General features: G+C 73.5%; 23 protein-coding genes. 17 read left to right on the forward strand and 6 right to left on the reverse strand.

Annotated elements, in window-relative coordinates:
- Positions 1-36: 36 nt before the first annotated feature.
- From DAI17_RS01290 to DAI17_RS01335, 10 genes are all read left to right on the forward strand, one after another.
- On the forward strand, positions 37-1,098 hold the full coding sequence (locus DAI17_RS01290; RefSeq protein ID WP_107771093.1) for an acyl-CoA dehydrogenase family protein: 1,062 nt from the start codon (positions 37-39) through the stop codon (positions 1,096-1,098).
- On the forward strand, positions 1,095-2,435 hold the full coding sequence (locus DAI17_RS01295) for a bifunctional PIG-L family deacetylase/class I SAM-dependent methyltransferase (RefSeq protein ID WP_107771094.1): 1,341 nt from the start codon (positions 1,095-1,097) through the stop codon (positions 2,433-2,435). Before DAI17_RS01290 ends, DAI17_RS01295 begins: the two co-directional genes overlap by 4 nt.
- Positions 2,432-3,130: a glycosyltransferase gene (locus DAI17_RS01300; RefSeq protein WP_107771095.1), complete on the forward strand. Its 699-nt coding sequence runs from the start codon at positions 2,432-2,434 to the stop codon at positions 3,128-3,130. Before DAI17_RS01295 ends, DAI17_RS01300 begins: the two co-directional genes overlap by 4 nt.
- Positions 3,131-3,150: 20 nt before the next feature.
- Positions 3,151-3,363: a hypervirulence associated TUDOR domain-containing protein gene (locus tag DAI17_RS01305; RefSeq protein WP_107771705.1), complete on the forward strand. Its 213-nt coding sequence runs from the start codon at positions 3,151-3,153 to the stop codon at positions 3,361-3,363.
- Between the two features lie 28 nt (positions 3,364-3,391).
- Complete coding sequence (locus DAI17_RS01310) at positions 3,392-3,874, forward strand: winged helix-turn-helix domain-containing protein (RefSeq protein ID WP_107771096.1); 483 nt, start codon at positions 3,392-3,394, stop codon at positions 3,872-3,874.
- Between the two features lie 185 nt (positions 3,875-4,059).
- Positions 4,060-8,058, forward strand: coding sequence for an ATP-binding protein (locus DAI17_RS01315; protein WP_159081283.1), 3,999 nt, complete (start codon positions 4,060-4,062; stop codon positions 8,056-8,058).
- Positions 8,059-8,062: 4 nt separating this feature from the next.
- Positions 8,063-8,488, forward strand: coding sequence for a roadblock/LC7 domain-containing protein (locus tag DAI17_RS01320; RefSeq protein ID WP_107771098.1), 426 nt, complete (start codon positions 8,063-8,065; stop codon positions 8,486-8,488).
- A 68-nt stretch (positions 8,489-8,556) separates the two neighbouring features.
- Positions 8,557-8,874, forward strand: a complete 318-nt coding sequence (locus DAI17_RS01325; protein ID WP_234412063.1) for a DUF742 domain-containing protein — start codon at positions 8,557-8,559, stop codon at positions 8,872-8,874.
- Positions 8,855-9,451 carry a GTP-binding protein gene (locus DAI17_RS01330; RefSeq protein WP_107771100.1) on the forward strand — a complete coding sequence of 199 codons (597 nt, stop codon included), beginning with the start codon at positions 8,855-8,857 and terminating at the stop codon, positions 9,449-9,451. The genes DAI17_RS01325 and DAI17_RS01330 overlap by 20 nt, the downstream gene beginning before the upstream one ends.
- A gap of 1 nt (position 9,452) precedes the next feature.
- Entirely contained in the window at positions 9,453-10,280 is an 828-nt protein-coding gene (locus DAI17_RS01335) for an ABC transporter substrate-binding protein (protein ID WP_107771101.1), read from the forward strand.
- Here the strand turns inward: DAI17_RS01335 and DAI17_RS01340 are convergent, their stop codons facing one another.
- The 4 genes from DAI17_RS01340 to DAI17_RS01355 form a co-directional block, all read right to left on the reverse strand.
- Positions 10,281-11,351 carry an LLM class flavin-dependent oxidoreductase gene (locus DAI17_RS01340; RefSeq protein ID WP_107771102.1) on the reverse strand — a complete coding sequence of 357 codons (1,071 nt, stop codon included), beginning with the start codon at positions 11,349-11,351 and terminating at the stop codon, positions 10,281-10,283.
- 24 nt (positions 11,352-11,375) lie between these two features.
- On the reverse strand, positions 11,376-12,050 hold the full coding sequence (locus tag DAI17_RS01345; protein WP_107771103.1) for a matrixin family metalloprotease: 675 nt from the start codon (positions 12,048-12,050) through the stop codon (positions 11,376-11,378).
- Between the two features lie 74 nt (positions 12,051-12,124).
- Positions 12,125-12,478 carry a hypothetical protein gene (locus tag DAI17_RS01350; protein WP_234412064.1) on the reverse strand — a complete coding sequence of 118 codons (354 nt, stop codon included), beginning with the start codon at positions 12,476-12,478 and terminating at the stop codon, positions 12,125-12,127.
- Positions 12,479-12,501: 23 nt separating this feature from the next.
- Positions 12,502-13,665: an ROK family transcriptional regulator gene (locus DAI17_RS01355; RefSeq protein WP_107771105.1), complete on the reverse strand. Its 1,164-nt coding sequence runs from the start codon at positions 13,663-13,665 to the stop codon at positions 12,502-12,504.
- Positions 13,666-13,759: 94 nt separating this feature from the next.
- Between DAI17_RS01355 and DAI17_RS01360 the strand changes: the two genes are divergently transcribed.
- From DAI17_RS01360 to DAI17_RS01390, 7 genes are all read left to right on the forward strand, one after another.
- The gene (locus DAI17_RS01360) at positions 13,760-15,328 is read left to right on the forward strand and encodes a sugar ABC transporter ATP-binding protein (protein ID WP_199904880.1); all 1,569 of its coding nucleotides are present in this window, start codon (positions 13,760-13,762) and stop codon (positions 15,326-15,328) included.
- Entirely contained in the window at positions 15,325-16,338 is a 1,014-nt protein-coding gene (locus tag DAI17_RS01365; RefSeq protein WP_107771107.1) for an ABC transporter permease, read from the forward strand. Before DAI17_RS01360 ends, DAI17_RS01365 begins: the two co-directional genes overlap by 4 nt.
- Positions 16,335-17,468 (forward strand): ABC transporter permease, encoded by a 1,134-nt coding sequence (locus DAI17_RS01370; RefSeq protein ID WP_107771108.1) that lies wholly within the window; start codon positions 16,335-16,337, stop codon positions 17,466-17,468. Before DAI17_RS01365 ends, DAI17_RS01370 begins: the two co-directional genes overlap by 4 nt.
- Complete coding sequence (locus DAI17_RS01375) at positions 17,468-18,694, forward strand: substrate-binding domain-containing protein (protein WP_107771109.1); 1,227 nt, start codon at positions 17,468-17,470, stop codon at positions 18,692-18,694. The genes DAI17_RS01370 and DAI17_RS01375 overlap by 1 nt, the downstream gene beginning before the upstream one ends.
- Positions 18,695-18,822: 128 nt before the next feature.
- Positions 18,823-19,701 (forward strand): sugar phosphate isomerase/epimerase family protein, encoded by an 879-nt coding sequence (locus DAI17_RS01380; protein WP_107771110.1) that lies wholly within the window; start codon positions 18,823-18,825, stop codon positions 19,699-19,701.
- The gene (locus tag DAI17_RS01385; protein ID WP_234412065.1) at positions 19,698-20,906 is read left to right on the forward strand and encodes a Gfo/Idh/MocA family protein; all 1,209 of its coding nucleotides are present in this window, start codon (positions 19,698-19,700) and stop codon (positions 20,904-20,906) included. The genes DAI17_RS01380 and DAI17_RS01385 overlap by 4 nt, the downstream gene beginning before the upstream one ends.
- Positions 20,903-21,901: a sugar phosphate isomerase/epimerase family protein gene (locus DAI17_RS01390; protein ID WP_107771111.1), complete on the forward strand. Its 999-nt coding sequence runs from the start codon at positions 20,903-20,905 to the stop codon at positions 21,899-21,901. The genes DAI17_RS01385 and DAI17_RS01390 overlap by 4 nt, the downstream gene beginning before the upstream one ends.
- A gap of 326 nt (positions 21,902-22,227) precedes the next feature.
- Here DAI17_RS01390 and DAI17_RS01395 read toward each other — a convergent pair whose 3' ends face one another.
- Complete coding sequence (locus DAI17_RS01395; RefSeq protein ID WP_107771112.1) at positions 22,228-23,316, reverse strand: calcium:proton antiporter; 1,089 nt, start codon at positions 23,314-23,316, stop codon at positions 22,228-22,230.
- Positions 23,317-23,340: 24 nt separating this feature from the next.
- Positions 23,341-24,381 carry a GTP pyrophosphokinase gene (locus tag DAI17_RS21450; protein ID WP_325049840.1) on the reverse strand — a complete coding sequence of 347 codons (1,041 nt, stop codon included), beginning with the start codon at positions 24,379-24,381 and terminating at the stop codon, positions 23,341-23,343.
- Between the last annotated feature and the right edge of the window lie 113 nt (positions 24,382-24,494).

Here is a 24,494-nt window from a genome sequence, read left to right on the forward strand (position 1 = left end):
CGGACGCGCCCGGTGTCCACCGACGCGAGGAGATCGATGTCCCCCGAGCCGTGCCCTCCGGACCAGCAGGACCGCCCGGTGCTGCTGGCCGACCCGCCCGACGACCTGCGGGACCGGCTCGGAGCCCTCGCCCGGCGGGCCCGGGAGGCCGCCGCCGACGTCGAGGCCGGGATCGCGCTCGCCGTCGACGTCGGCCCGTCCCTGCCGGACCCGGGCACGGGCGCCACGTCGTTCCTGTGGTCGGCGCTGGCCACGCTGGGTGCGGCCGACCTCACCGTGGCCCGCGTCGCCGAGCCCCACCTCGACGCCCTCGCGATCCTCGGCCAGGCCGGACTGCCGGTGGCCACCGGCTCCTGGGGGGTCTACGCCGCCGAGGGCCCCGGCGAGCCGCTGCGGGCGCGACGCGACGGCACGCAGTGGATCCTGTCGGGGCGCAAGCACTGGTGCTCGCTGGCCGGGCGGCTCGACCGCGCGCTCGTCAGCGCCTGGGCGGGCGAGGAGCGCAGGCTGTTCGAGGTCGACCTGCACGCACCCGGGGTCTCACCCGTGGCGGGCACGTGGGTCGCGCGGGGGCTGCGGGACCTCGACTCCGGCCCCGTCGACCTCGACGAGGTGCCCGCGGGGGCGGTGGGGGAGGCCGGCTGGTACCTCGAGCGACCCGGCTTCGCGTGGGGCGGCCTCGGCGTGGCCGCCGTCTGGTACGGCGGAGCGGTCGGCGTCGCACGCCGCCTCGCTGCAGGCGCGACCCGGGGCCGGGAGCCGGACCAGGTCGCGCTCATGCACCTCGGAGCCGTCGACGGCGCGCTGCACGCCGCCCGGTGCGCGCTGGCCGACGCCGCGAGCGCGCTCGACGCGGGCCGGCTGGTCGGCGAGGCGGGGGCGAGGTCGGCCCTGCGGGTGCGCCAGGTCGTGGCGGCCGCCGCGGAGGAGGTCCTGGCGCGGGCGGCGCACGGGATGGGCCCCGGCCCGCTCGCCACCGAGGAGGAGCACGCACGCCGCGTGGCGGACCTGGAGCTCTACCTGCGCCAGTGGCACGCCGAGCGGGACCAGGCGGCGCTGGGCCGGCTGCTGCTCGACGACCCCGGGGCTGCACGATGACCGAGGGGCAGGACCGCGACGCGGGGCGCTCCTTCAGGCACGACGAGGCGGGCACGCCGGCGCGGGTGTGGTCGCGCGCCCTCGCCGACCGCGCGCTGCCCGACCTGGACGTCCCGAGCACGGTCGACCGGCTCGTCGTGGTGGGGGCGCACCCCGACGACGAGACCCTCGGAGCAGGCGGGCTGGTGCACCTCGCGGGACGCTCCGGCTGGGAGGTGCTGGTGGTGTCGGCGACCGCCGGGGAGGGCTCCCACCCCCGTTCGCCGACCCACGACCCGGCGGCCCTGGCCGCCCGGCGCCGGGGCGAGCTCGAGTGCGCGGCCGCCCTGCTGGCCCGTGACGCCGCGGTGGTGTGCCTCGAGCGGCCCGACGGTTCGCTGGCCGAGCACGAGGAGGCGCTGACGGCCGAGCTCGTCGAGGCGATCGGGGACGCGGGGGAGCGCACCCTGCTCGCCGCGCCCTGGCGGCGCGACGGCCACCCCGACCACGAGGCGGTGGGCCGGGCCGCGGCCGTGGCCGCGCGGCGTACGGACGCACTGCTGGTGGAGTACCCGGTCTGGGCCTGGCACTGGGGCACCGAGCAGGACCTGCCCTGGGCCGAGACCAGCGTCGTGCGCCTCGACGACGCCGCGCTCGCTGCGAAGGAGGCGGCGGTCGCCGCGCACGTCAGCCAGGTCGCCCCCCTGTCCAACCTGCCCGGCGACGGGGTCCTGCTCGGCCCCGCGCTGCTCGAGCACTTCGAGCGCGACGTCGAGGTCCTGATCGAGGCGCGCGGGCCGGCGGGAGACGACGCCCTGGACCGGGTGCACCGGGACCGGGAGGACCCGTGGGACGTGGGCGGCTGGTACGAACGCCGCAAGCGCGCCGTCACCCTGGCCGGCCTCCCGCGGGAGCGCTACGGACGGGTGCTCGAGGTGGGCTGCTCGGTGGGGGCGCTCGCCCTCGACCTCGCGGCGCGCTGCGACGAGCTCGTCGCCGTCGACTCCAGCGAGGCGGCCGTCGAGGCGGCGCGGGCGCGCCTGGCCGACGTCGGGCACGTCGACGTACGCCGTGCGGAGCTCCCGGCCCAGTGGCCCGACGGGTCCTTCGACCTGGTCTCCGTCTCCGAGGTGGGCTACTTCCTCAGCCCTCGCGCGCTGGGCGAGCTGGTCACGCGGGCCCTGGGGTCCCTGGCGCCCGGCGGCCACCTGCTGCTCTGCCACTGGCGCCACGACCTCGTCGGCTGGCCGTTGAGCGGGGCCGAGGTCCACGAGGCCTTCCTCGCGACGGGTGCTCCCGTCGTCGTCGAGCACCACGACGCCGACTTCCTGCTGCACGTGCTGGGCGGCAGGACGTGACCGCGCCCCGGGCGCTGGCCGTGGTGGTGCCCGCACGGGACGAGGAGCTGCTGCTGCCCGCGTGCCTGGACTCCCTGGAGAGGGCCACGCACGAGCTGTCGCTCGCCCACCCCGCGACGGCGTGCCGGGTCTTCGTGGTGCTGGACAGCTGCACCGACGGCACCGCGGAGGTCGTCGCGGGCCGCCCCGGTGTCACCGAGGTGCCGGTGTCGGTCGGCCAGGTCGGGGCCGCGCGCTCGGCCGGCGTGGACGCGGCCGCACGATGGGCGGCCGGCTGCGACCCGGCCCGGGTGTGGATCGCCAGCACCGACGCCGACACGGTCGTGCCACCGCACTGGCTGACCGCCCAGGTGGCGCTCGCCGCCGAGGGCCACGAGCTGGTGGTCGGCACCGTGCAACCGGACCCCCGCGACCTCACCGCCCGCGAGCACGCGCTCTGGCTCGACCGGCACGTGCTGGGCGACGACCACGAGCACGTGCACGGCGCCAACCTCGGGTTCGCGCTCGCCGCCTACCGCGCGGTCGGCGGCTTCGCGCACCTGCCGGTGCACGAGGACGTCGAGCTGGTCGGGCGCCTGCGCGGGTCGGGTGTCGCCTGGCGGGCCACCGGCGGGATGTCGGCCGTGACGTCGGGACGCCGCGCGGCCCGCGCGCCGCACGGCTTCGCGGCGTACCTCGACGGTCTCGGGGCGTGACCAGTGGCAGGCTGGTCGGCATGAGCATCCGCACCGGCACGACCGTGAAGTGGAAGTGGGGCGGCTCCTGGGCCGAGGGCAAGGTCAGCGAGGTGCACCACGACACGGTGACCCGCACGACCAAGGGCGAGGAGATCACCCGCAACGGGAGCGACGACGACCCGGCGTACGTCATCGAGCAGGAGGACGGCACCACCGTCCTCAAGCTGGCCAGCGAGGTCGAGCGCGCCTGACGCGGGGGCGGGGATATCCTCGTCCCCGATGCCTGACGAGTACTGCGACCTGTGCGACCTGCCCCGGGCCCACTGCGTCCACGGGATGCCCCCCGCGCCCCCGCCGGAGGCGCGGCCGCCTGCCACCCGCTCGACCCCCCGCGCGAGCACCCGCTCGGCGGGCTCGGCGGCCGGCAGGGCCACCACGCCCCGGGCCACCAAGCAGGCGGCGCCGGCGGCGCCCGTGCGGCGTGCCCCGCGCAAGTGGACCCCGCCGGAGTCGATCGCGCCGGTGATCGTGGCCGTGCTCGACGAGGCCGGGGGAGAGCTGCCCGTCGACGACGTGCTCGAGGCCGTCGAGGAGCGCATCGGCGAGCACCTGCTCGAGGGTGATCGGCAGCTCACTCCCGAGGGCGAGCTGCGGTGGCGGTACGCCGCCCGGCGGGCGCGCCAGCAGCTGGTCCAGCAGGGCGTGATGACCAAGTCCCGCCCCGGCATCTGGGAGCTCTCGGCCGCCGGCCGCACCCGCTGACCGTCCCGCGCGCCACCCCGCTCCACGGCTTCGCGGAGGCGGACACCCAGACAGTTGCGAACTTGTCTGCACCAGTTCTGGTGAAACCCCTGCACGGCCCCGTGTCACTGCCTATCTTCGTCCTCGCCCCCTGTTGAGGGGCCGGTCCGCCACGAGGGCGGCAGACACCTCGAGTAGGGGGCACGATGAGCAACCAGCGCCCGTCCGACGAAGGACGAGCCTCGGCGCTCGGCATTTCCGGCTGGCCACTGAGTCGCAAGGTCGCGCTCGCGTTGGCCATCCCCTTGCTGCTCGCCGCGACCCTCGGCGGCCTGCGGGTGCAGTCCGACCTCGCCGAGTCGTCGAACTCCTCGGCCAGCGCCAAGCAGGTCACCGTGCTTCGGCCGGCCGTCGACCACCTCACCGCCGCCGAGCGGGCGATGGTCGCCGCCCAGTCGTCGACCGGGGCGGGGCAGCTCGAGCTCGAGGAGGCGGTCGAGGACATCAAGGCCGCCGCCGAGGAGCTCCAGGACACGGCCGGGACGGCCGACCTGACCTTCGAGCAGCGCCTCCAGGTCGCCACGATGCTCGACCTGAGCCGCTCGATCCGTGACGAGAACACCGCCACGCTCAGCCCCGACACGTGGATCGCGCAGCTGCGCCAGCTGCAGTCGAGCACCACCAAGCTGATCACCACGATCACCAGCGCGCAGAACACCCCCGAGCCCCGCCTCGAGCTCCTCGCCCAGGCGCTCGGCGGTCGCTTCTCCCTCGCCATGCAGCAGGCCCTCGGTGCCGACGAGGACCGCAGCCGCAGCGTCTCGCAGGCCCTCTACTCCGAGCTCGGCGCCGAGAGCGCCGCCATCGACCGCCTCGCCGGCGCCCTCGACGAGGCCGAGAGCGCGGTCCGGACGCTGCGCACCAACAACGCCGCCCGCACCCGCGCCGTCCGCACCGGAGCCAGCACCGTCCTGGGCGGCTCCGACGCGTACGACGAGTACGACAAGCTCGCCGAGTCCCTCCTGCTCCAGGTCGACCAGGCGCTCGCCACCACCGCGACCAACGCCCGGGAGCGCGCCCTCTTCGACGCGGCCGTCACCCTGGCCGCGCTCTTCGCGGCCATCGCGCTGGCCCTGGTCATCTCGCGCTCGCTGCTCGGCCCGATCCGCCGGGTCCGCGAGGGCGCCCTCCAGGTCGCCAACGAGGAGCTGCCCGACGCGGTCGCGCGGATCAGGTCCGGCGGCGAGCCCGCCGAGATCGTGCCCATCGACGTGCACACCGAGGAGGAGATCGGCCAGCTGGCCCGCGCCGTGGACGACCTCCACCGCCAGGCCGTGACCCTGGCCTCCGGCGAGGCCAAGCTGCGTACGCAGGTCGGTGAGATGTTCGTGACGCTCTCGCGCCGCAACACCACCCTGATCAACCAGCAGCTCAACCTCATCGAGACCCTCGAGCGGGACGAGGAGGACCCCAAGCGGCTGGAGAGCCTGTTCCGGCTCGACCACCTCGCGTCGCGCATGCGTCGTACGGCGGACTCGCTGCTCATCCTCGCCGACGCGCCGACCCGGTCCACCGGCTGGGAGAGCCTGACGGTCACCGAGGCCACCCAGGCCGCGACCGCCGGTGTGCAGGACTACCAGCGGGTGCGCATCGGCTCGACCCTCGACAGCCGGATCGTCGAGGCCGCCGCCGGTGACCTCATCCACCTGCTGACCGAGCTCGTCGACAACGCGCTGAGCTACTCCTCTCCGTCGACCGACGTGACGCTGGACGCGGCACCCGCCACCGGTGGTCTCACCATCGACGTCACCGACTCGGGCCTCGGCATCCCCGAGGAGTCGCTGCGCCAGATCAACGAGACCCTGGCCTCGGGCGCCGACGTCACGCCCGACACCGCCCGCCGGATGGGCCTGTTCGTGGTCAGCCGGCTCGCCAAGCGCCACGGCATCGAGGTGTCGCTGGCGACCAACGAGGCCTCCGGCATCACCGCCACCGTGTTCGTCCCCGAGTCGGTCCTGAGCGACGGCGCCCCGGCGATGCCCGCGACGCGCGCCGAGGCCGAGGTCGTGGAGCCGGAGGAGGTGCCGCAGGCGCCCTTCGTGCCCGCGATCGTGACCGACGAGACGGCTGAGGACACCGCCGACGAGACCGACGCTGCCGGGGACGACGACGAGGCGCCGGCCGCGACGCCCACGGCCACCGTGATCGGTCTGCCGACGCGCCAGCCGGGCTCGACGATCGCCTCGCGCGAGTCCGCCACCGGCCTGCCGTCCCGCGAGCCCGGGTCGACGCTGCCGTCCCGCGACGCCGGCTCGACCCTGCCGTCGGGCGACACGGCCACCGGCCTGCCGTCCCGCCAGCCGGGCAGCACCCTGTCGCAGCGCGGCCTGGCCACCGGCCTGGACGCCGTCTCCGACACGCCCTCGGCCCGCAACACCGCGGCTCCCACGCCCAAGCGCGGCGCCATGCCGCTGCGGTCCCGGCGCGCGCCCCTGACCGAGACCCCGGCCGCGGACGCCGCCGGCACCGACGAGAAGGTCGCCTCCCTCGAGGAGTCCGGAGCTGCTCCGGAGACCGCCGAGCCGGCCGCCCCGCTCGCTCCCGTCGCGACGCCCGACGAGGCCCCCGTCGAGGTCGAGGCGGACTCCCCGGAGGCGACCGAGGTCGTCGACGAGCAGGCCGCCGCGGTGGCCGCCCCGGAGCCTGAGCTCCCGCCGGCCGCGTCGCTCGCGCCGGTGTCGACCCTGATCACCGACCCGCTCTTCGACCCGCTCACGGACCCGCTCCCCGAGGAGACCGAGGCGCCCGAGGCCGAGGCGCCGGTGGCCCCCACGGCCCCGACCCCCGGGCTGGGTGGCCTGCCGACCCGCGCCCGCGGCGGCACGCTCTCGGACCAGGAGAAGGCGACCAGCCCGTTCCGCGACGGACCCCGGTCCGCGCCGTCGGCGCCGGAGGCCCCCGCGGCCACCGACTCCACCGAGGTTGCCGAGGTTGCCGAGGTTGCCGAGGCCCCCGAGCCGCCGGCGACGCCGGCCGCTCCCGCGGCCCTCGCCGGTGGACTGGCCGGTGGGCCGGCCGGCCTGCCGACCCGCACCCGCGGCGGCACGCTCTCCGACCAGGAGGCCGCCACCCGTCCGTTCCGCGACTCCGAGGAGGCCGCCCCGGCGGCGACGGTCCAGGAGGTGGAGGCCCCGGTGGCCGAGACCCCCGAGACCGAGACCCCCGAGACCGAGACCCCCGAGACCGAGGACACCCGGGCCGAGATCGCGGAGCCCGACGCCCCGGCCGCGCTGGCCGACGGTGCCGACAGTGGTCCCGGCAGCGCACCGGCAGGCCTCGCCGGTCTGCCGACCCGCCGGCGCGGCGGGACCCTGGCCGACCAGGCCGACGCGACCAACCCGTTCCGGGAGTCGACCATCGAGGCACCCGCCACCCCGGCGGTCCCGGCCCCCGCGGCCCTGGCCGGCGTGGGCGCACCCGGTGGCGGACCGGGCGCCCTGCCCACCCGCCAGCGTGGCGGCACCCTGTCGGAGCAGGACGAGGTCAACCGCCCGTTCCGTGACGGTGGCCTCGGCACCCGCACGGCGGAGGTCACCTCGCTCACCGACCGCCGCGAGCAGACCGCGACCCCGACGCAGGACCCGGCTCCCGCAGCCCGCTCCACCGAGCCGTCCCGGCCCCAGGTCGGGCGAGCGTCCTCGCTGACCCGCTTCCGTCCGGCCTCCGCGTCGCGTCGCGCCAGCTACGAGGCCGCCGGCGGAGGGCCGCAGCAGCCGCTGCGCACCCCCGCCGTCGAGCAGCCCGTCTCCCAGCAGGGATCCCGCACCGCCCTGGACGGCGACGTCCGGGTCGAGCCGGAGGGCGAGGACAGCGGCTCGATCTTCGGGTCGATGCGGTCCAGCTGGCTGACCTCCGAGGGTGGCGGCTCCGGCTGGCAGTCCACCGAGGTCGAGGCCGGCTGGCAGCGCGCCGAGCAAGTGGCCGAGTCCGCCAAGGACGCCCCCGCCCTCGGCGGTGGCCTCCCGATCCGTCGTCCCGGCACCCTCCTCGTGCCGGGCGGCATCACGAAACCGGCCACCGTGGCGCCGCGTGACCCCGAAGCCATCCGGGCCCGCTACGCGGCGTACGCAGCGGGCGTGTCCCGCGGCCGCAAGACGTCAACCCACACCACCGACGACCGCACCAACGAGCAGGAACGGAAGTAGCCCCATGACCGAACACGACTCCGCTGCCTACGCGCAGCCCGACGAGCGCAACCTCGACTGGCTCGTGTCGCGCTTCGTCGAGGAAGTCACCGACGCCGCGCACGCCATCCTGGTGTCCGCCGACGGCCTCCTCATGGCCATGAGCGAGAGCATCCCGGACGAGCGCGCCGAGCAGGTCGCGGCCGTCTCCTCCGGCCTGGCCAGCCTCGCCGTCGGTGCCGCCCGCCTCTTCGACGGTGGCGCGGTGCTGCAGACCGTCGTCGAGATGGAGCACGGCTACCTGATGCTCATGAGCGTCGGCGACGGCTCCAACCTCACCGTCCTCACCGAGGAGGCCGCCGACATCGGCCAGGTGGGCTACGAGATGGCCCTGCTGGTCGAGCGCGTCGGCCGGATGGTGCAGGCCGAGGCCCGCGTCACCACCGGATGACGTGACTGACCGTGGCACCCCTTGACCCCAGCGGCATGGACGACGAGGCGACTCCCAAGCCTCGCTTCGTGCGTCCGTACACCATCACGTCGGGACGGACCGAGGCATCGGTCGACCTGCCGATGGAGGCCACCCTCCGCACGCAGGAGGACGGCACTGGTGGCCTGAGCGCGGCAGCGCGCCAGGTCCTGGAGGTCTGCGACACCCGTTCCGTCGCCGAGGTGGCGGCCCTGGTCCACATGCCGATCGGCGTGGTCAGGGTGCTGCTGAGCGACCTGGTCGAGCACGGACACATCCGCGTGCAGGCCACCATCACCAACGACTCGTCTCGTGACGAGCGAATTGAGCTCATCGAAAGGACCCTCCGTGGACTTCGCACCTACTAGCGCCCAGCGCAAGGCGGCGTCGACGAAGATCGTGATCGCCGGTGGTTTCGGCGTGGGCAAGACGACGCTGGTCGGCTCGGTCTCCGAGATCCAGCCGCTGCGTACCGAGGCCCTCGTCACCAACGAGTCGGAGGGTGTCGACGATCTCGCCGCGGTGCCCGCCAAGTCGACGACCACCGTGGCCATGGACTTCGGACGCCTGACCCTTGCCGAGGACCTCGTCCTCTACCTCTTCGGCACCCCGGGCCAGCGCCGCTTCTGGTTCATGTGGGACGACCTGTGCCTGGGCGCGATCGGGGCGATCGTCCTGGTCGACACCGCGCGGCTGGACGAGTCCTTCTCGCCCCTGGACTACTTCGAGCACAAGGGACTGCCGTTCATCGTGGCGGTCAACCAGTTCGAGGGCGTCCAGCAGTACTCGCTCGACGAGATCGCGAACGCCTTGGCACTGCCCCCCGAGGTGCCGATCATCGCGATCGACGCGCGGGACCGCGAGTCCGCCAAGGGTGCGCTGGTGCGCGTCACCGAGTACGCGCTGACCAAGCTCACCGCCCAGCTGTCCGTGGGAGCCCACTGACATGTCCACGCCTGCCCGCCGGTCCTCCGGCTCCCTGCGTCGTACCGGCCCGGCGCTCGCGCTCGCCACGGTCCTGCTCGCCGCGGCCGGGTGCGGCGGCACCAGCTCGGCGGCCAGCACCGACCCGGACCCGCGGCTCATCTCGGCCGGCGAGCTGACCGTGTGCACCTCCCTGCCCTACGAGCCGTTCGAGTTCGAGCGCGACGGCGAGACCGTCGGCTTCGAGGTCGACCTCGCCAAGGCGGTGGCCGAGGAGCTCGACGTGAAGGCGGTCTTCCTCAACGAGGACTTCGACGCCGTGCAGTCGGGCGAGCTGCTCAACGACGACAAGTGCGACCTCGCCGCCGCCGGACTCACCATCACCGGCGACCGGGCCCGCGTGCTGGACTTCTCCAGCCCGTTCTTCAACGCGGCCCAGGCGCTCGTGGTGAGCGGCTCGGCCGGCATCGGGAGCCTCGACGGCCTGCGAGGCGCTCGTATCGCCGTCCAGTCCGGCAGCACCGGTGAGCTCTACGTCACCGACAACGCGCCCCGCAACGCGCAGATCGTCCCCTTCGACGACATCGGGGAGATGTCGAGCGCCCTCAACGGCGGCACCGTCGACGCGGGCGTCTACGACAACACGGTCGCCGGCTCGGCGATCCAGGAGTACCCCGCGTTCCGGATCGCCGCCGAGTTCGACACCGGTGAGCAGTACGGCATGGCGGTCAAGAAGGACGGCAACGTCGACCTGCTCCGCGTCGTCAACGACGTCATCGCCGACCTCAAGGCCGACGGCGGCTACGACAAGCTCTACGCCACCTGGTTCGGCGGCAAGAAGAAGTCCTGATCAGTCGGTCGCGCTGTCGGCGAGGAGCTCCCGCACCCGCGGGACCACCTCCTCGCCGTACAGCCGCACCGACTCCAGGCGCTGCTCGTGCGGCAGTGCGCCCACGGCGTACTTGAGCTGGAAGCGGGAGAGCCCGAGCGTGGTGATGGCCCGTGCGATCTTGCGGGCCACCGTCTCGGGCGAGCCGACGAACAGGGCACCCTCCGGGCTCGCAGCCTGCTCGAAGGCGATCTGCGAGTAGGAGCCCCAGCCCCGCTCCCGGCCGATGCGCGTGAAGACCTCGGCCTGGTGCGGGTAGAGCTGCTCGCGCGCCAGCTCGTCGGTGGCGGCCACGTGGCCGGGGGAGTGCATGCCGATCGGCAGCTCCTCGCGGCCGTACTCCACCAGCGCCCGGCGGTAGAGGTCGGCGAACTGGACGAACGCCCGCGGCGACCCGCCGATGACGGCGAGCACCAGCGGCATGCCGTAGCGGGCGGCCCGGACGACCGACTCCGGCGTGCCACCGACCGCGATCCACGCGGGCAGCCGACCCGCGGCGGTCGTCGGGTAGACCTGCTTGCCCTCCAGTGGCGGCCGGATGGTGCCCCGCCAGGTGACCGGCTCCTCGGACTGGAGCGCGGCGAACAGGTCGAGCTTCTCGGCGAACAGCCGGTCGTAGTCGTCGAGGGCGAGGCCGAAGAGCCCGAACGACTCCACGAAGGAGCCCCGGCCCAGCTGCACCTCGGCGCGTCCGGGCGCGATCGCGTCGAGGGTGGCGAAGCGCTGGTAGACCCGGATCGGGTCGTCGGAGCTGAGCACGGTGACCCCCGTGCCGAGCCGGATCCGCTCGGTCTGGCCCGCGATCGCGGCCAGCACGACGTCGGGGGCCGACACGGCATAGTCGGGGCGGTGGTGCTCGCCGAGGCCGAGGTAGTCCACGCCGACCCGGTCCGCCAGCACGCCCTCCGCGACCACCTGGCGGATGACCTCCGGGTGGTCCCCCGGCCGTCCGTCGGCGTCGAGGGGGACGTCGCCGAACGTGTCGAGGCCGAGGGTCGGGCGGGCGCGGGTGCCGAGGGCGTCGTACGACATGCCCCGAACCTAGCGCCAGGGTCCCTAGCGGCAGGGCGTGTCGCCCAGCCGGCCGAGCCCCTCGAGGTCACCGGGACCGTAGGTGGTGCGCGAGTTGGTGGGGTGCATGAGCTCGCCCGGGTCGTCCACGTGGCCCAGACCGACGAGGTGCCCGAGCTCGTGGAGCACGACCGCCTCGAGGGGCTCGCGCGACCCGGGGACCCAGTCGGTCACGTCGAACTGGTCGCGGTCCAGGGTCAGGACGCCGGTGGCGTACTGCCGCAGCCCGGGGCGGACCTCGTACGACGCGCTGCCGCCGAGCCCGATCACGTCGCCCTCCAGGCCGGGCTCCTCCTCCGGGGTCGCCCAGGCGACGAGGACCGGCGGCGGGTTGCCCGCCCAGAAACCGCCGTCGTACGACGAGGGGCGGGCGTCGGTCTCGCCGCGGTAGTCGAACTCCAGGCCGCTCGCGCGGCTCGTGGACTCGACGGCGTCGTGGACCAGGGCCTCCCAGAAGTCGGGGGCGCCGTCGGGATTGACGACGTACCGCACCGGCTTGCACGGGTTGTAGCCGACCGGGTCGCGGCTGCCCGGCTGGGTCTCGGCGAAGGCGAACGAGCCCTCGCCGACGGCGAACTCGGGGATCTCGCGCAGCCGGTCGTCGCCGAGGCCGAAGATCTCCCGGACGCGCGCCATCTCGTTGCCGGGGTGGAGCAGCACGACGGCTCCGAGCAGGAGCGCGGTGACCAGCAGGCCCGGGAGGACCGGACCGTGCGCGCGGCGGGGCGAGCCGCTCAGCGCGTCACCAGCCAGATGCCGACCGCGGCCGGGACCAGCCCGACGAGCAGCCAAGGGGTGACCGGACGCCGTCCGTGGATGAGGAAGGCCAGCGCGATCGCGAGCACGCCGAAGGCACCCGCGATGACGCACAGGCCGACCTCGGCGCCGGGTCGGGGGTCGTCGAGGAACAGCGCCGCCACGATCAGGCCGATCTGTAGGTGGAAGATCGTGGTGACCGCCAGGGCCGACATCACCCAGCGCTGGACGCGGGTGAGGGACTTCTGCTCCCGCTCGTGGTCGTGCACGGTCCGGCGCGGGGCGGCGGGGTCCATCAGGTGTCGCGGGCGGCGCGGCTGCGGCTCTGTCACGGGCCCATTGTCGCCGGTGGGTCCTAGGCGCCGGCGAGGGCGGTCGCCGCGGCCTCGACGGCCTCGGGGGAGAGGACGTGCTCGATGGCCATCGCGGCGGCGCCGAGGACGCCGGCCTCGGCGCCGGCCCGGCTGGTCTGGATCGACAGGTGCTCGGTCGCGAGCGGCAGGGAACGCTGGTAGACGACCTCGCGGATGCCGGCCAGCAGGTGCTCACCGGCCGCGGAGAGCTGGCCGCCGATGACGACCACCGAGGGGTTGATGACGTTGACCATGGTGGCCACGACCCCGCCGATGTCGCGGCCGGCCTGGCGGACGACGTCGACGGCGTCGGCGTTGCCGGCGCGCACGAGGTCGACGACGTCCTGGCCGTTGGCGGCCGGTACGCCGCGGGCGCTCAGGGCGGCGGCCAGCGCGGGGCCGGCGGCGACGGCCTCGAGGCACCCCAGGTTGCCGCAGCGGCAGCGGACGTCGTCGTGCCCGGCGACGTGCACGTGCCCGAGGTCGCCGGCCGTGCCCTGCGCGCCGCGCTGGAGCCGGCCGCCGGACACGATGCCGCCACCGATGCCGGTGGCGACCTTGACCAGGACCAGGTCGTCGACGTCGGAGAGGTGGGCCTGCCGCTCGCCGAGGGCCATGATGTTGACGTCGTTGTCGACGAGCACGGGGACCGCGACGTGCTCCTGCAGGAAGCCCGGGACGTCGTACCGGTCCCAGCCGGGCATGATCGGCGGGTTGATCGGGCGGCCCGTCGAGTGCTCGACCGGGCCGGGCAGGCCGATGCCGATGGCGGCCAGGTCCTCGGGCTTGCGTCCCGCCGTGCGCAGCAGCGTGCGGATCGTGCTGACGACCCAGCCGAGCACGACCTCCGGCCCCTCCACGACGTCGATGCGCTCGGACACCTCGGCGAGCAGCGACCCGGACAGGTCGCTGAGCACGGCGCGGGCGTGCGTGGCCCCGATGTCGACGCCCACGACCACCCGGGCCGCGGGGTTGAGGGCGAACAGCGCCGGGGGACGCCCTCCCGTGGACTGGCCGCCCCCGAAGGGCGCGATCAGGCCCAGCCGCATCAGCGTGTCGATGCGCGCGGCGACCGTCGAGCGCGCCAGTCCGGTGGTCTCGGCGAGCTCGGAACGGGTCCACGGACGGCCGTCCCTCAACAGCTCGAAGACGTCACCGGTGCGCATGGCGGTCAGTAGACCACTTGGCACTTGTCACGTCTACACGGCAACTTTTGCAAGGTGCTCGACAAAAGTGCGTGACGCGTGCCACAGTGCTGCGGTGGACAGCGACACGACCCCCGCCGGCACCCCGGGCGCCGCGCCCGTGCTGACCGTGCGCGGGCTCACGAAGAGCTTCGTGGGCAACCGCGTGCTCCACGGCGCCGACCTCGACCTGCTCCCCGGCCGGGTGCTGGGGCTCGTGGGCGAGAACGGCGCCGGCAAGTCGACCCTGATGAAGATCCTCGCCGGCGTGCACCCGGCCGACGAGGGCACGGTCGAGATCGCCGGTGCGCCCGTCTCCTTCAGCCACCCGGTCCAGGCCCAGCAGGCCGGGCTCTCGACGGTCTTCCAGGAGTTCAACCTGCTGCCCGAGCGCTCGGTCGCGGAGAACATCTGGCTCGGCCGCGAGCCCCGCCGCCGTGGCCTCGTCGACACCCGGGCGATGAACCAGGACACCGACGAGCTGCTCTCCGGGCTCGGCATCAGCGGGCTCAGGGCCACCCGCCGGGTCCGGTCCCTCTCGGTCGCCGAGCAGCAGGTCGTCGAGATCGCCAAGGCGGTGAGCTTCGACGCCCGGATCATCCAGATGGACGAGCCGACCGCCGCGCTGGCCGACCACGAGGTCGAGCTGCTCTACACGATCATCCGCCGCCTCACCGACCGCGGCGTCGCGATCATCTACGTCTCCCACCGGCTCAAGGAGATCTTCGACCTCTGCGACACCATCACGGTGCTCAAGGACGGGGTGCAGGTCGCCACCCGACCGGCCGCCGAGCTCGACGAGGCAGCGCTGGTGCGCCTCATGGTCGGCCGCTCGATGTCCTCCTTCTTCCCCGACGCCCTCGAGGGCACCACGGTGGGGGAGCCCCGGCTCGAGCTGCGCGACGCGGGCAACGGCTACGTCGACGGCATCGACCTGACCCTCCGCGGCGGCGAGATCGTCGGCGTCGCCGGCCTCCAGGGCTCGGGCCGCACCGAGCTCTTCGAGGGGATCTTCGGCGTCACCCCCTTCACCCGCGGTGAGCTGCTCATCGACGGCAGGGCCACCTCGGTGCGGACCCCGCGCCAGGCGATCCGTCGCGGCCTCGCGCTCATCACCGAGGACCGCAAGGCCACCGGCCTCGCGCTGCACCAGTCGATCCTCGACAACGCCCTGGGCGTCGTGCGCGCCGTCTTCCCCTCGCGCACCGGCGACGCCCGCTCCGCCGTACCGGGCACCCTGTCCACCCTCGCGGTCTCCGCCCGGTCACTGGCGCAGGAGGCCCAGTTCCTCTCCGGCGGCAACCAGCAGAAGGTCGTCCTGGCCCGCTGGCTCTCCGCCCACCCCGGCGTGGTGCTGATGGACGAGCCGACCCGCGGCATCGACGTGGGCGCCAAGCACGCGATCTACGAGGTCATGCGCAGCCTGGCCGCCGAGGGCGTCGCCGTCCTCATGGTCTCCAGCGAGCTGCCCGAGGTGATCGGCATGTCCGACCGGATCCTGGTCATGAAGGACGGCCGGATCGCCGGCGAGCTGGCGCGCGGCGCCACCGAGGAACAGGTCCTGTCCACGGCCGCCGGGGTCGCCCCCGACGCCGGCCGGGACGACACCGACGACAGCACCACACAGCGGGAGGTGGCCCGGTGAAGGCCCGACTGAGCACCGTCACGTCGACGACGATCGTGTACGGCGTCCTGCTGGTCGCCGTCGTCGCCGGCGCGATCCTGACGGCCGTCAACGGCCGCAACTTCTTCAGCGTCGGCAACATCGACAACATCCTGACCACCACCAGCATCCTGGGCTTCATCGCCATCGGCCAGACGCTGGTCGTCCTCGGCGGCTCGCTCGACCTGTCGGTGCCGTTCGTGGTCAGCCTCTCCAGCGTCGTCGGCGGCGGGATCATGGCCGGCCAGTCGGGCAACATCGGGCTCGCGGTCGTCGTCACCCTCGCCCTCGCGATGGTGGTCGGCCTGGCCAACGGGTTGATCGTCACCTTCCTGCGGGTGCACGGCTTCATCGCCACCCTCGGCACCGGCCTGGTGATCTCCGGCTACCTCGCCAGCAACTACAAGGGCAGCCACGGCAGCGCGCCACTGGACTTCCGGCTGCTCGACGCGACCCGCATCGGTCCCGTCCCCATGTCCACGCTCATCATGCTGGGCTGCGCCGGGGTGGCGGTCCTGATGCTGCGCCGCACCCGCCTCGGGCACCACCTCTACGCCGTCGGCGGCAACGCCGAGGTCGCCCGCCTGTCGGGCCTGCGCACCTCCGTGCCCCTGATCGCCGCGCACGTCATCTGCTCCGCCCTGGCCGCGGTGGCCGGCCTGCTCCTGCTCGCCCGGCTCAGCGTCGGCAACCCGACCATCGGCTCCCAGGGCGGCTACGACCTGATGTCGATCGCTGCCGTGGTGCTCGGCGGCACGCTGCTGGCCGGCGGCAAGGGCAACATCACCGGCACCCTGGCCGGTGTCGCGATCTTCGCCGTCATCGACAACGTCATGGGCGTCATGCAGGTCAACCCGTTCCTGCGCGACGTCGTCCGCGGCGTGGTGATCGTCGTCGCGGTGGCGGTCTACGCCCGTCGCGAGCTCGACACCCGGCCCCCGCGCTTCGAACGTCCCACCGGCCTCGACGCCGCCCTGCAGGAGGCCCGATGAGCACCACCTCGATCACCACGACCGAGACCCCGGCGCGACCGGCGCTGCCGGTCCACGAGGGGAGCCTCGGCAGCCGGATCGCGAGCGGGATGGCCACCCCCGGTGGCGCCGTCTTCGTGCTGGTCGGCGTGCTGCTGGTCGCGATCATGGTCTCCAACCCCAACTTCACCGACCCCGGCGCGCTCATCCGCTTCGCCGGTCGCACCGCGCCGATAGCCATCGCCGCGATGGGGCAGTACTACGTGATCGTCAGCGGCGAGTTCGACCTCTCGATGGGCGCGGTGATCGCGGCGCAGGTGGTGCTGGCCGGCAACTTCATCGGCCAGGACGAGGGCCGCATCATCCCCGGTCTCCTGCTGATGCTGGCCGTGGGCGCCCTCATCGGCATCGTCAACGGGCTGGTCACCACCCTGCTCAAGGTGCCCAGCTTCATCGTGACCCTCGGCATGATGCTCGCCCTGTCAGGGCTGGTCCGTTACATCACCGGTGGTGCGGCCAGCGGCAACCCGGTCGACGCGTTCCGCGACATCGGCCGCGGCGGCATCGAGGACGTCCCGGTCGTCGACATCATCCCCTTCCCGCTCATCATCCTGGCGGTGGTCGCCGTGCTCTCCGTCTGGCTGATGCGCCGGCCGTTCGGCCGGACCCTCATCGCCGCGGGCGACAACCCGCAGTCCATGCACTACTCCGGCGCCCCGCTGTGGTCCTACAAGACCCGCGCCTTCGTGCTCTCGTCGCTCTCTGCCACCGTCGCCGGCATCCTGCTCGTCGGGTACGCCGGCGTGCACCCCTCGGTGGGTGCCGGCTACGAGTTCACCGCCATCACCGCCGTGGTGCTCGGCGGCGTGGTGCTCGGCGGCGGCCGGGGCTGGGTCCTCTCCGCCGCGGCCGGCGCCTTCGCCCTCGAGCTGCTCTTCACCCTGCTGACCTCCCTCGGGGTCACCTCCACCTGGAGGGACACGGTCCAGGGGCTGATCATCATCGCCGCCGTCGCCCTCTCGGCACGCGCCTGGCAGGTCGGCCGTCGCCCGCGGCGTACGACCTCCTCGGATCCGTCCCCGTCCACCGACAACACAGCGACACCTTCACCCAACCAGCCCTCAACGGGCGCAACCACAGGAGATAACTGATGCGCAGGACCATCAGGGGGACGCTCGCGTCCACCTCAGCGGCTCTGGTAGTGCTGGCGGTGCTGGCTGGCTGCAGCACCGACGTCGAGGAGCCCGCCGACTCCGCGGCCGAGTCGACCAGCGAGTCCACCGAGGAGGCCGACTCCGGCGACGAGGGCGAGTGGTTCGTCCAGGCCGACTACGACGAGCAGGACGAGCAGCGTTCGGCCACCTTCGAGGGCCCCGAGTCCGAGCCGTGGCTGCAGTACATCGACGGCGAGATGACCGACACCTCGGAGTACAACTCCGGCGGTGCCAAGAAGGTCTGCTTCGCCAACGCCTCGGTCAGCAACCCGTGGCGCCAGACCGGCTTCATCACCATGAACCAGCAGCTCGAGGCGCTGCAGGACAAGGGCGTCATCTCCGAGATGGAGGTGCGTGACGCGCAGGACGACGACAACACCCAGCTCGCCGACATCGACTACTTCATCTCCGAGGGCAACTGCGACGCCTTCGTCATCTCGCCCAACTCCACGGCCGCGATGACGCCCGGCGTCGAGCGCGCCTGCGAGACCGGCAAGCCGGTCATCGTCTTCGACCGTGGCGTCGAGACCGACTGCGCCACCACGTTCATCCACCCGATCGGTGGCTACGCGTGGGGCATCGACACCGCCGAGTTCCTCGTCGACAACCTCGAGGAGGGCGACAAGGTCGTCGCGCTGCGCATCCTGCCCGGCGTCGACGTGCTCGAGACCCGCTGGGCCGCCGCGGAGAAGATCTTCGAGGAGAACGGCATCGAGGCCGAGGACTTCTTCACCGGCGCCGACCCGACCGAGATCAAGAAGATCATCACCGACGCCCTCAACCAGGGCGAGGTCGCCGGCGTCTGGATGGACGCCGGTGACGGCGCCGTCGCGGCCATCGAGGCGTTCGAGGACGCCGGCGTGGACTACCCCGTCATGACGGGCGAGGACGAGATGAGCTTCCTGCGCAAGTGGGAGGAGACCGGGCTCAACGGCCTGGCCCCCGTCTACTCCAACTTCCAGTGGCGCACCCCGCTCCTGGCCGTGGAGAAGATCTTCGCCGGCGAGGAGGTCCCGAAGGAGTGGGTCCTGCCGCAGACGCCGATCACCGAGGACGAGCGTGCCGAGTACCTCGAGGCCAACGAGGGCATGCCCGACGGCCACTACGCCAAGTTCGGCGGCGAGGACCTCCCCGGCTTCCCCGAGGCCTGGCAGGACCGCTGACCCGACCTGGGACCGCTGACCCGGTCCCAGCAGGACCGACGGGCCGGCCGGCCACGACCAACCCCCGCCCACGCGGGCACCGTGGCCGGCCGGCTCCACCACACCGTCTTCGCGAGGAGGACGTCTCCGTGCGCCCCATCGGCATCAACACATGGGTCTGGGCATCGCCCCTGACCGATGCCACCGTCGACCCCGTGCTCGACCACGTCGCCGCCCTGGGCTTCGACGCCGTCGAGCTGCCCCTGGAGGGCGTGGGGGACCTCTCCGTCGACGCCGTCGGCGCCGCCCTCGAGCGGACCGGCCTCGCGCCGTACGTCGTGGGGGCCATGGCCCCGGGTCGCGACCTGGTCGCGACCGACGAGGCCACCGTGGCGAGCACCCGGGACTACCTCCGGGCCTGCATCGACCTGGCCGCCGGCATCGGAGCCCCCGCGGTCTGCGGCCCCTTCTACGCCAGCACCGGCCGGGTCTGGCGGCTCGACGCTGACCAGCGGAAACAGGCGTACGCCGAGTGGCGTGCGGGCCTCGAGCCGGTCGTCGACCACGCCGGCGAGCACGGCGTCGTGCTCGGCATCGAGCCCCTCAACCGCTACGAGACCTCGCTGGTCAACACCGTCGACCAGGCGCTCACCGGGCTCGACGGGCTCCTCGGGCCGGCCCTGGGCCTCGCGCTCGACACCTACCACCTCAACATCGAGGAGCGGTCCAGCGCGGACGCCATCCGGACGGCCGGCCGGCACCTGGCCCACGTGCAGGTCTGCGGCAGCGACCGCGGGGCACCCGGCGGCGACCAGACCGACTGGCCGGCCCTCGTCGCCGCGCTGGACGACGTCGGCTACGCCGGCCCGCTCAACATCGAGAGCTTCACCGCCGACAACGCGTCCATCGCGACGGCGGCATCCATCTGGCGCCCGCTGGCGCCCACGCAGGACGACCTGGCCCGCGACGGACTCGAGTTCCTCGTCGGGCTCCTCGCGAGCGCCGCACACGATGGGGGAACCCGGTGACCGACCCACAGAACCGCCCGACCGTGGGGGTCGCCGTCGTCGGCTACTCCTTCATGGGCAAGGCCCACTCCAACGCCTGGCGCAACGTCGGCGCGTTCTACCCCGACGTGCCCCGGGCCGAGCAGCGGGTGCTCGTCGGCCGCGACCCGCAGCGGGTCCGCGAGGCCGCCGACCGCTACGGGTGGCAGGACGCAGCCACCGACTGGCGGGCGGTCCTCGAGCGCGACGACGTCCAGCTCGTCGACATCTGCACCCCCGGCCACCTGCACGCCGAGATCGCCGAGGCGGCGCTGGCCGCCGGCAAGCACGTGCTGCTGGAGAAGCCGCTGGCCAACACCGTGGCCGAGGCCGAGTCGCTGGTCGTGGCCGCCGAGGCCGCGTCCGCCCGCGGGGTGCTCTCGATGGTCGGCTTCAACTACCGCCGGGTGCCGGCGCTGGCGCTGGCCCGCGAGATCATCGCCGCCGGCCGCATCGGCGAGGTGCGCGAGGTGCGGACGGCGTACCTCCAGGACTGGCTCGTCGACGCCGAGGCGCCGATGGCGTGGCGGCTGCGCAAGGAGGAGGCCGGCTCGGGCGCGCTGGGCGACCTGGGGTCGCACGTGGTCGACCAGCTGCAGTTCCTCCTCGACGACCGGATCGCCTGGGCCGGTGGGCACCTGCGCACCTTCGTCACCTCCCGGCCCGGCGAGTCCGGACCCGAGCAGGTCACCGTCGACGACGCCGCCTGGGCCACCCTGGGCACCGAGCGCGGGGCGGTGGCCAGCCTCGAGGTGAGCCGGATGGCGCACGGGCGCAAGAACTGGCTCTCCCTCGAGGTCTACGGCTCCGGCGGGTCGCTGCGCTTCGAGCTCGAGTCGCTCAACGAGCTGGTCGTCGACACCGGCGCGGGCGGCACCCGCGTGCTGGTGACCGAGACCGACCACCCCTACCTCTCCGCCTGGTGGCCCCCGGGCCACGTCCTCGGCTGGGACCACACCTTCGTCAACCAGGCCGCCGACCTGCTGGCCTGCATCGGCGAGAGCCGGGCCCCGTCGCCGTCCTTCGCCGAGGGGGCCTCCGTCCAGCGGGTGCTGGCCGCCATCGAGGAGAGTGCGGCACAGTCGGGCACCTGCGTCGACGTCGCGCCCGCCGCGCCCCCCGTCGTACCCCACGTCCCCGCATCCACCGCACCGCCCGCCGTCACCGTCCTGGAGCAGCCCCGATGAGTCGTCCCTACACCCTGTTCACCGGCCAGTGGGCCGACCTGACGCTCGAGGAGGTCGCGTCCCACGCGGCCGAGTGGGGCTACGACGGCCTCGAGATCGCGGTCTCCGGCGAGCACCTCGACGCCTGGCGCTGGGACGACGAGGACTACGTCGCCGGACGCCTGGAGATCCTCGAGCGGCACGGGCTCGGCCTGTGGGCGATCTCCAACCACCTCACCGGCCAGGCCGTGTGCGACGACCCCATCGACTTCCGCCACGAGGCGATCCTCCGGGAGCGGGTGTGGGGCGACGGCTCGCCCGAGGGGGTCCGCGCGCGGGCCGCCGAGGAGATGCAGCACACCGCGCGGCTGGCGCAGAAGCTCGGCGTCAGGACCGTCGTCGGCTTCACCGGCTCGGCCATCTGGCAGTACGTCGCGATGTTCCCGCCCGTGCCCGCCGCCCGGATCGAGGCCGGCTACCAGGACTTCGCCGACCGCTGGAACCCCATCCTCGACGTCTTCGACGAGTGCGGCGTCCGCTTCGCCCACGAGGTGCACCCCTCGGAGATCGCCTACGACTACTGGTCGACCGTGCGCACGCTCGAGGCGATCGGCCACCGTCCCGCGTTCGGGCTCAACTGGGACCCCAGCCACATGATGTGGCAGGACCTCGACCCGGTCTCGTTCATCACCGACTTCGCCGACCGGATCTACCACGTCGACTGCAAGGACACCCGGATGCGGCTCGGCGGTGGACGCAACGGCGTGATGTCGTCGCACCTCCCGTGGGGCGACCAGCGCCGCGGCTGGGACTTCGTCTCCGCCGGCCGCGGCGACGTGCCGTGGGAGGACTGCTTCCGCGCGCTCACGGCGATCGGCTACGACGGCCCCATCTCGGTGGAGTGGGAGGACGCCGGGATGGACCGCCTCCGGGGTGCCCCCGAGGCGCTGGAGTTCCTCCGGGGCTTCGACTTCGAGCCGCCGAGCGCCTCCTTCGACGCGGCGTTCTCGCAGTAGTCCTGCCCCGCGGCTCGCCGGTGGCGGTGCCTGACCCACATTCCCCGACCCGCGGACTGTGGCAGCCTGACCTCCGGCGCGCGTGTCGGGTGAGGACACGCCCGCGGGCGGTGCGCCAGCCACATCGTCGATGTGCGCGCGTATGTGGCCTGCTCCCCGCTACTTCGGGGATCGAGATCGGCCCCCGCGTCCGCGTCGTACGCCGGTCCGGTTCCCCACCCAGCGCGACTGGCGGCGTATGACGGGGGCCCGGCGCAACTGGCGGGCGCCCACACGTCGGCGCCCGACCGCTGTAGCGCGCCGCCGGTCTCGGAGCCGGCCCGGGGTCAGGGCGCGATGGTCAGGAAGACGAACGCCGCGAGCAGGACGAGGTGCACGCCGCCCTGGAGCGGCTTCGAGCGCCCGGGCAGCACCGTCAGGATGCTCACGATCACGGTCATGAAGAGCAGCACGATCTGCACGCTGTCCAGCCCCAGCGCGAGGGGGCCGTCCAGCCAGATCGAGGCGACCGCGAGGGCCGGGATGGTGAGGCCGATGGACGCCATCGCCGAGCCGAGCGCGAGGTTGAGGCTGACCTGCACGCGTTCGCGGGCCGCGGCCCGGACCGCGGCGATCGACTCGGGAGAGAGCACCAGCAGCGCGATCACCACGCCGACGACGGCGTTGGGGAAGCCGACCGCGTCGACGGCCTTCTCGATCGAGGGCGACTCGACCTTGGCCAGGCCGACCACGGAGACGAGGGAAACGACGAGGAGTGCGAGGCTGGTCAGCGTCGTGCGGTTGCTGGGCGGGTCGGCGTGGCCGTCGCCGTCCTGGTCCAGGGTGACGCCGTCGCGGCCGACGGGCAGGAAGAAGTCGCGGTACTCGCCGGTCTGGGTGGCCACGAACATGCCGTAGAGCACGAGGGAGGCCACGGCCACGAAGGCGAGCTGGCCGCCGGAGTACTCCGGGCCGCTCTCCGAGGTCGTGAACGCCGGCAGCACCAGGCAGATCGTCGCCAGGATGATCACCGTCGTGAGCGCCGAGGCGGTGCCCTCGGGGTTGAAGACCGCCAGTCGGTGACGTCTCGCGCTGACGAGCAGCGAGAGGCCCATGATGCCGTTGACGGTGATCATCACCGCCGCGAACACGGTGTCACGCGCCAGGCCGGAGGTGTCACCGGTGCTGGTCACCATGAGCGTGACGATCAGGCCGACCTCGATGATCGTCACCGCGACCGCGAGCAGCAGCGAGCCGTAGGGCTCGCCCACGCGGTGCGCCACCACCTCCGCGTGGTGCACGGCGCTGACCACGGCGCCCATGAGCAGGAGGGCGACGATCGTCAGGACGACCGGTCCGGGGTAGCGGCCCCAGGTCAGCACCAGCAACACCGCCGCCACGATCGGGGTGAACGTGGTCCAGCTGGGCGCGCGCATGGCCTCACCCTATTTGAGGGACGGTCACGCTCCCGGGGTGCTCAGCTTCTCCAGCCGCGCGGTCAGGAGCGGGACGCGGTGCGCGTTGCCGGTCAGCTCGACGTACTGGCGCCCGAAGATCGCGAGCAGCGCGTCGTCGAGGCGTCGTACGGCGCCGGCGGGGTAGCGGTAGCCCATCCGCCGGATGATCGCGTCCGGGTCGACGGAGGTGAGCAGGTCGGCCAGCTCGTCGAGGGAGGTGATGCCGAGCTCGAGGAGAAGCCCGGCGATCCAGCCGTAGTGGTCGGTGTGCGACCAGCCGGCGTCGGCGTACTGCCCGGCGAGGAACGCCGCGAGCTCCTGCCCGCTGATGCGGGGGTCGCTCGGGTCCTCCTCGTGCGGCTGCTGCCCGGCGGCCTCCTGGAGCCGTTCGCGGATCGCGGAGAACTCCTGGTCGGCGAGCTCGAGCAGCCCGGCAGCCAGCGTGAACCGCCGGTCCAGGTCGGGCGCGTGCTCGGCCGGGACCGTGCCCTTGTAGCGGATGTCGTGCTCGAACTCCGCCCAAGCGTGCTGGAGCACCGTCCGGACCTGCACGCTCGCACGGTGGCCGGCGAGGTCGTCGTACGACGCGGGGGCGGGGTCGTCGGGGGTCACGAGGAGGTGCCGGCTGGCGTAGCCGAAGCGTCCGGCCCGGGCGGTCTCCTGGCCGAGGTCGCGGTCGTCGAGCATCTGCATCTCGTCGTCGAGCAGCCCGGCGACGGCGGCGACGTCGGCGTGGACGTAGGTGATCACCCGGACCCCGACCTGGTCGGTGACCTGGGTGAGCGGGTCGGGGTAGAGCAGGTGGCCGTCGACGGTGCGCGCCGCCTTGGCGGCGAAGGAGGCGACGCTCTTGGTGCGGCCCTCGACGCTGAGGTAGTTGATGCCGGCGTCGTCGAGCATGGTCCGGATCAGCTCGACGAAGCGTGCGGTGACGGGCACCAGGCGGGGCTGGAGGGCGGCGTACTGCCGCACCGCCTCGCGGACCGGCTGGTCGTCGGGGGCGGTGAGGGTGCCGTCGGGGGCGGGTGCGTCGGACGTGGCCACGCGCCCACCCTGCCCTGTCGTGACGACGCGCGCACGCGGGACCCCACAGGTGGACCCCCGGACGCTCGACCGGGCCCCCTCGCGTCCACAGGAGGGTGCGCCGGCGTCGCCCT

This window comes from Nocardioides sediminis (assembly GCF_003047295.1).
Lineage (GTDB): Bacteria > Actinomycetota > Actinomycetes > Propionibacteriales > Nocardioidaceae > Nocardioides > Nocardioides sediminis.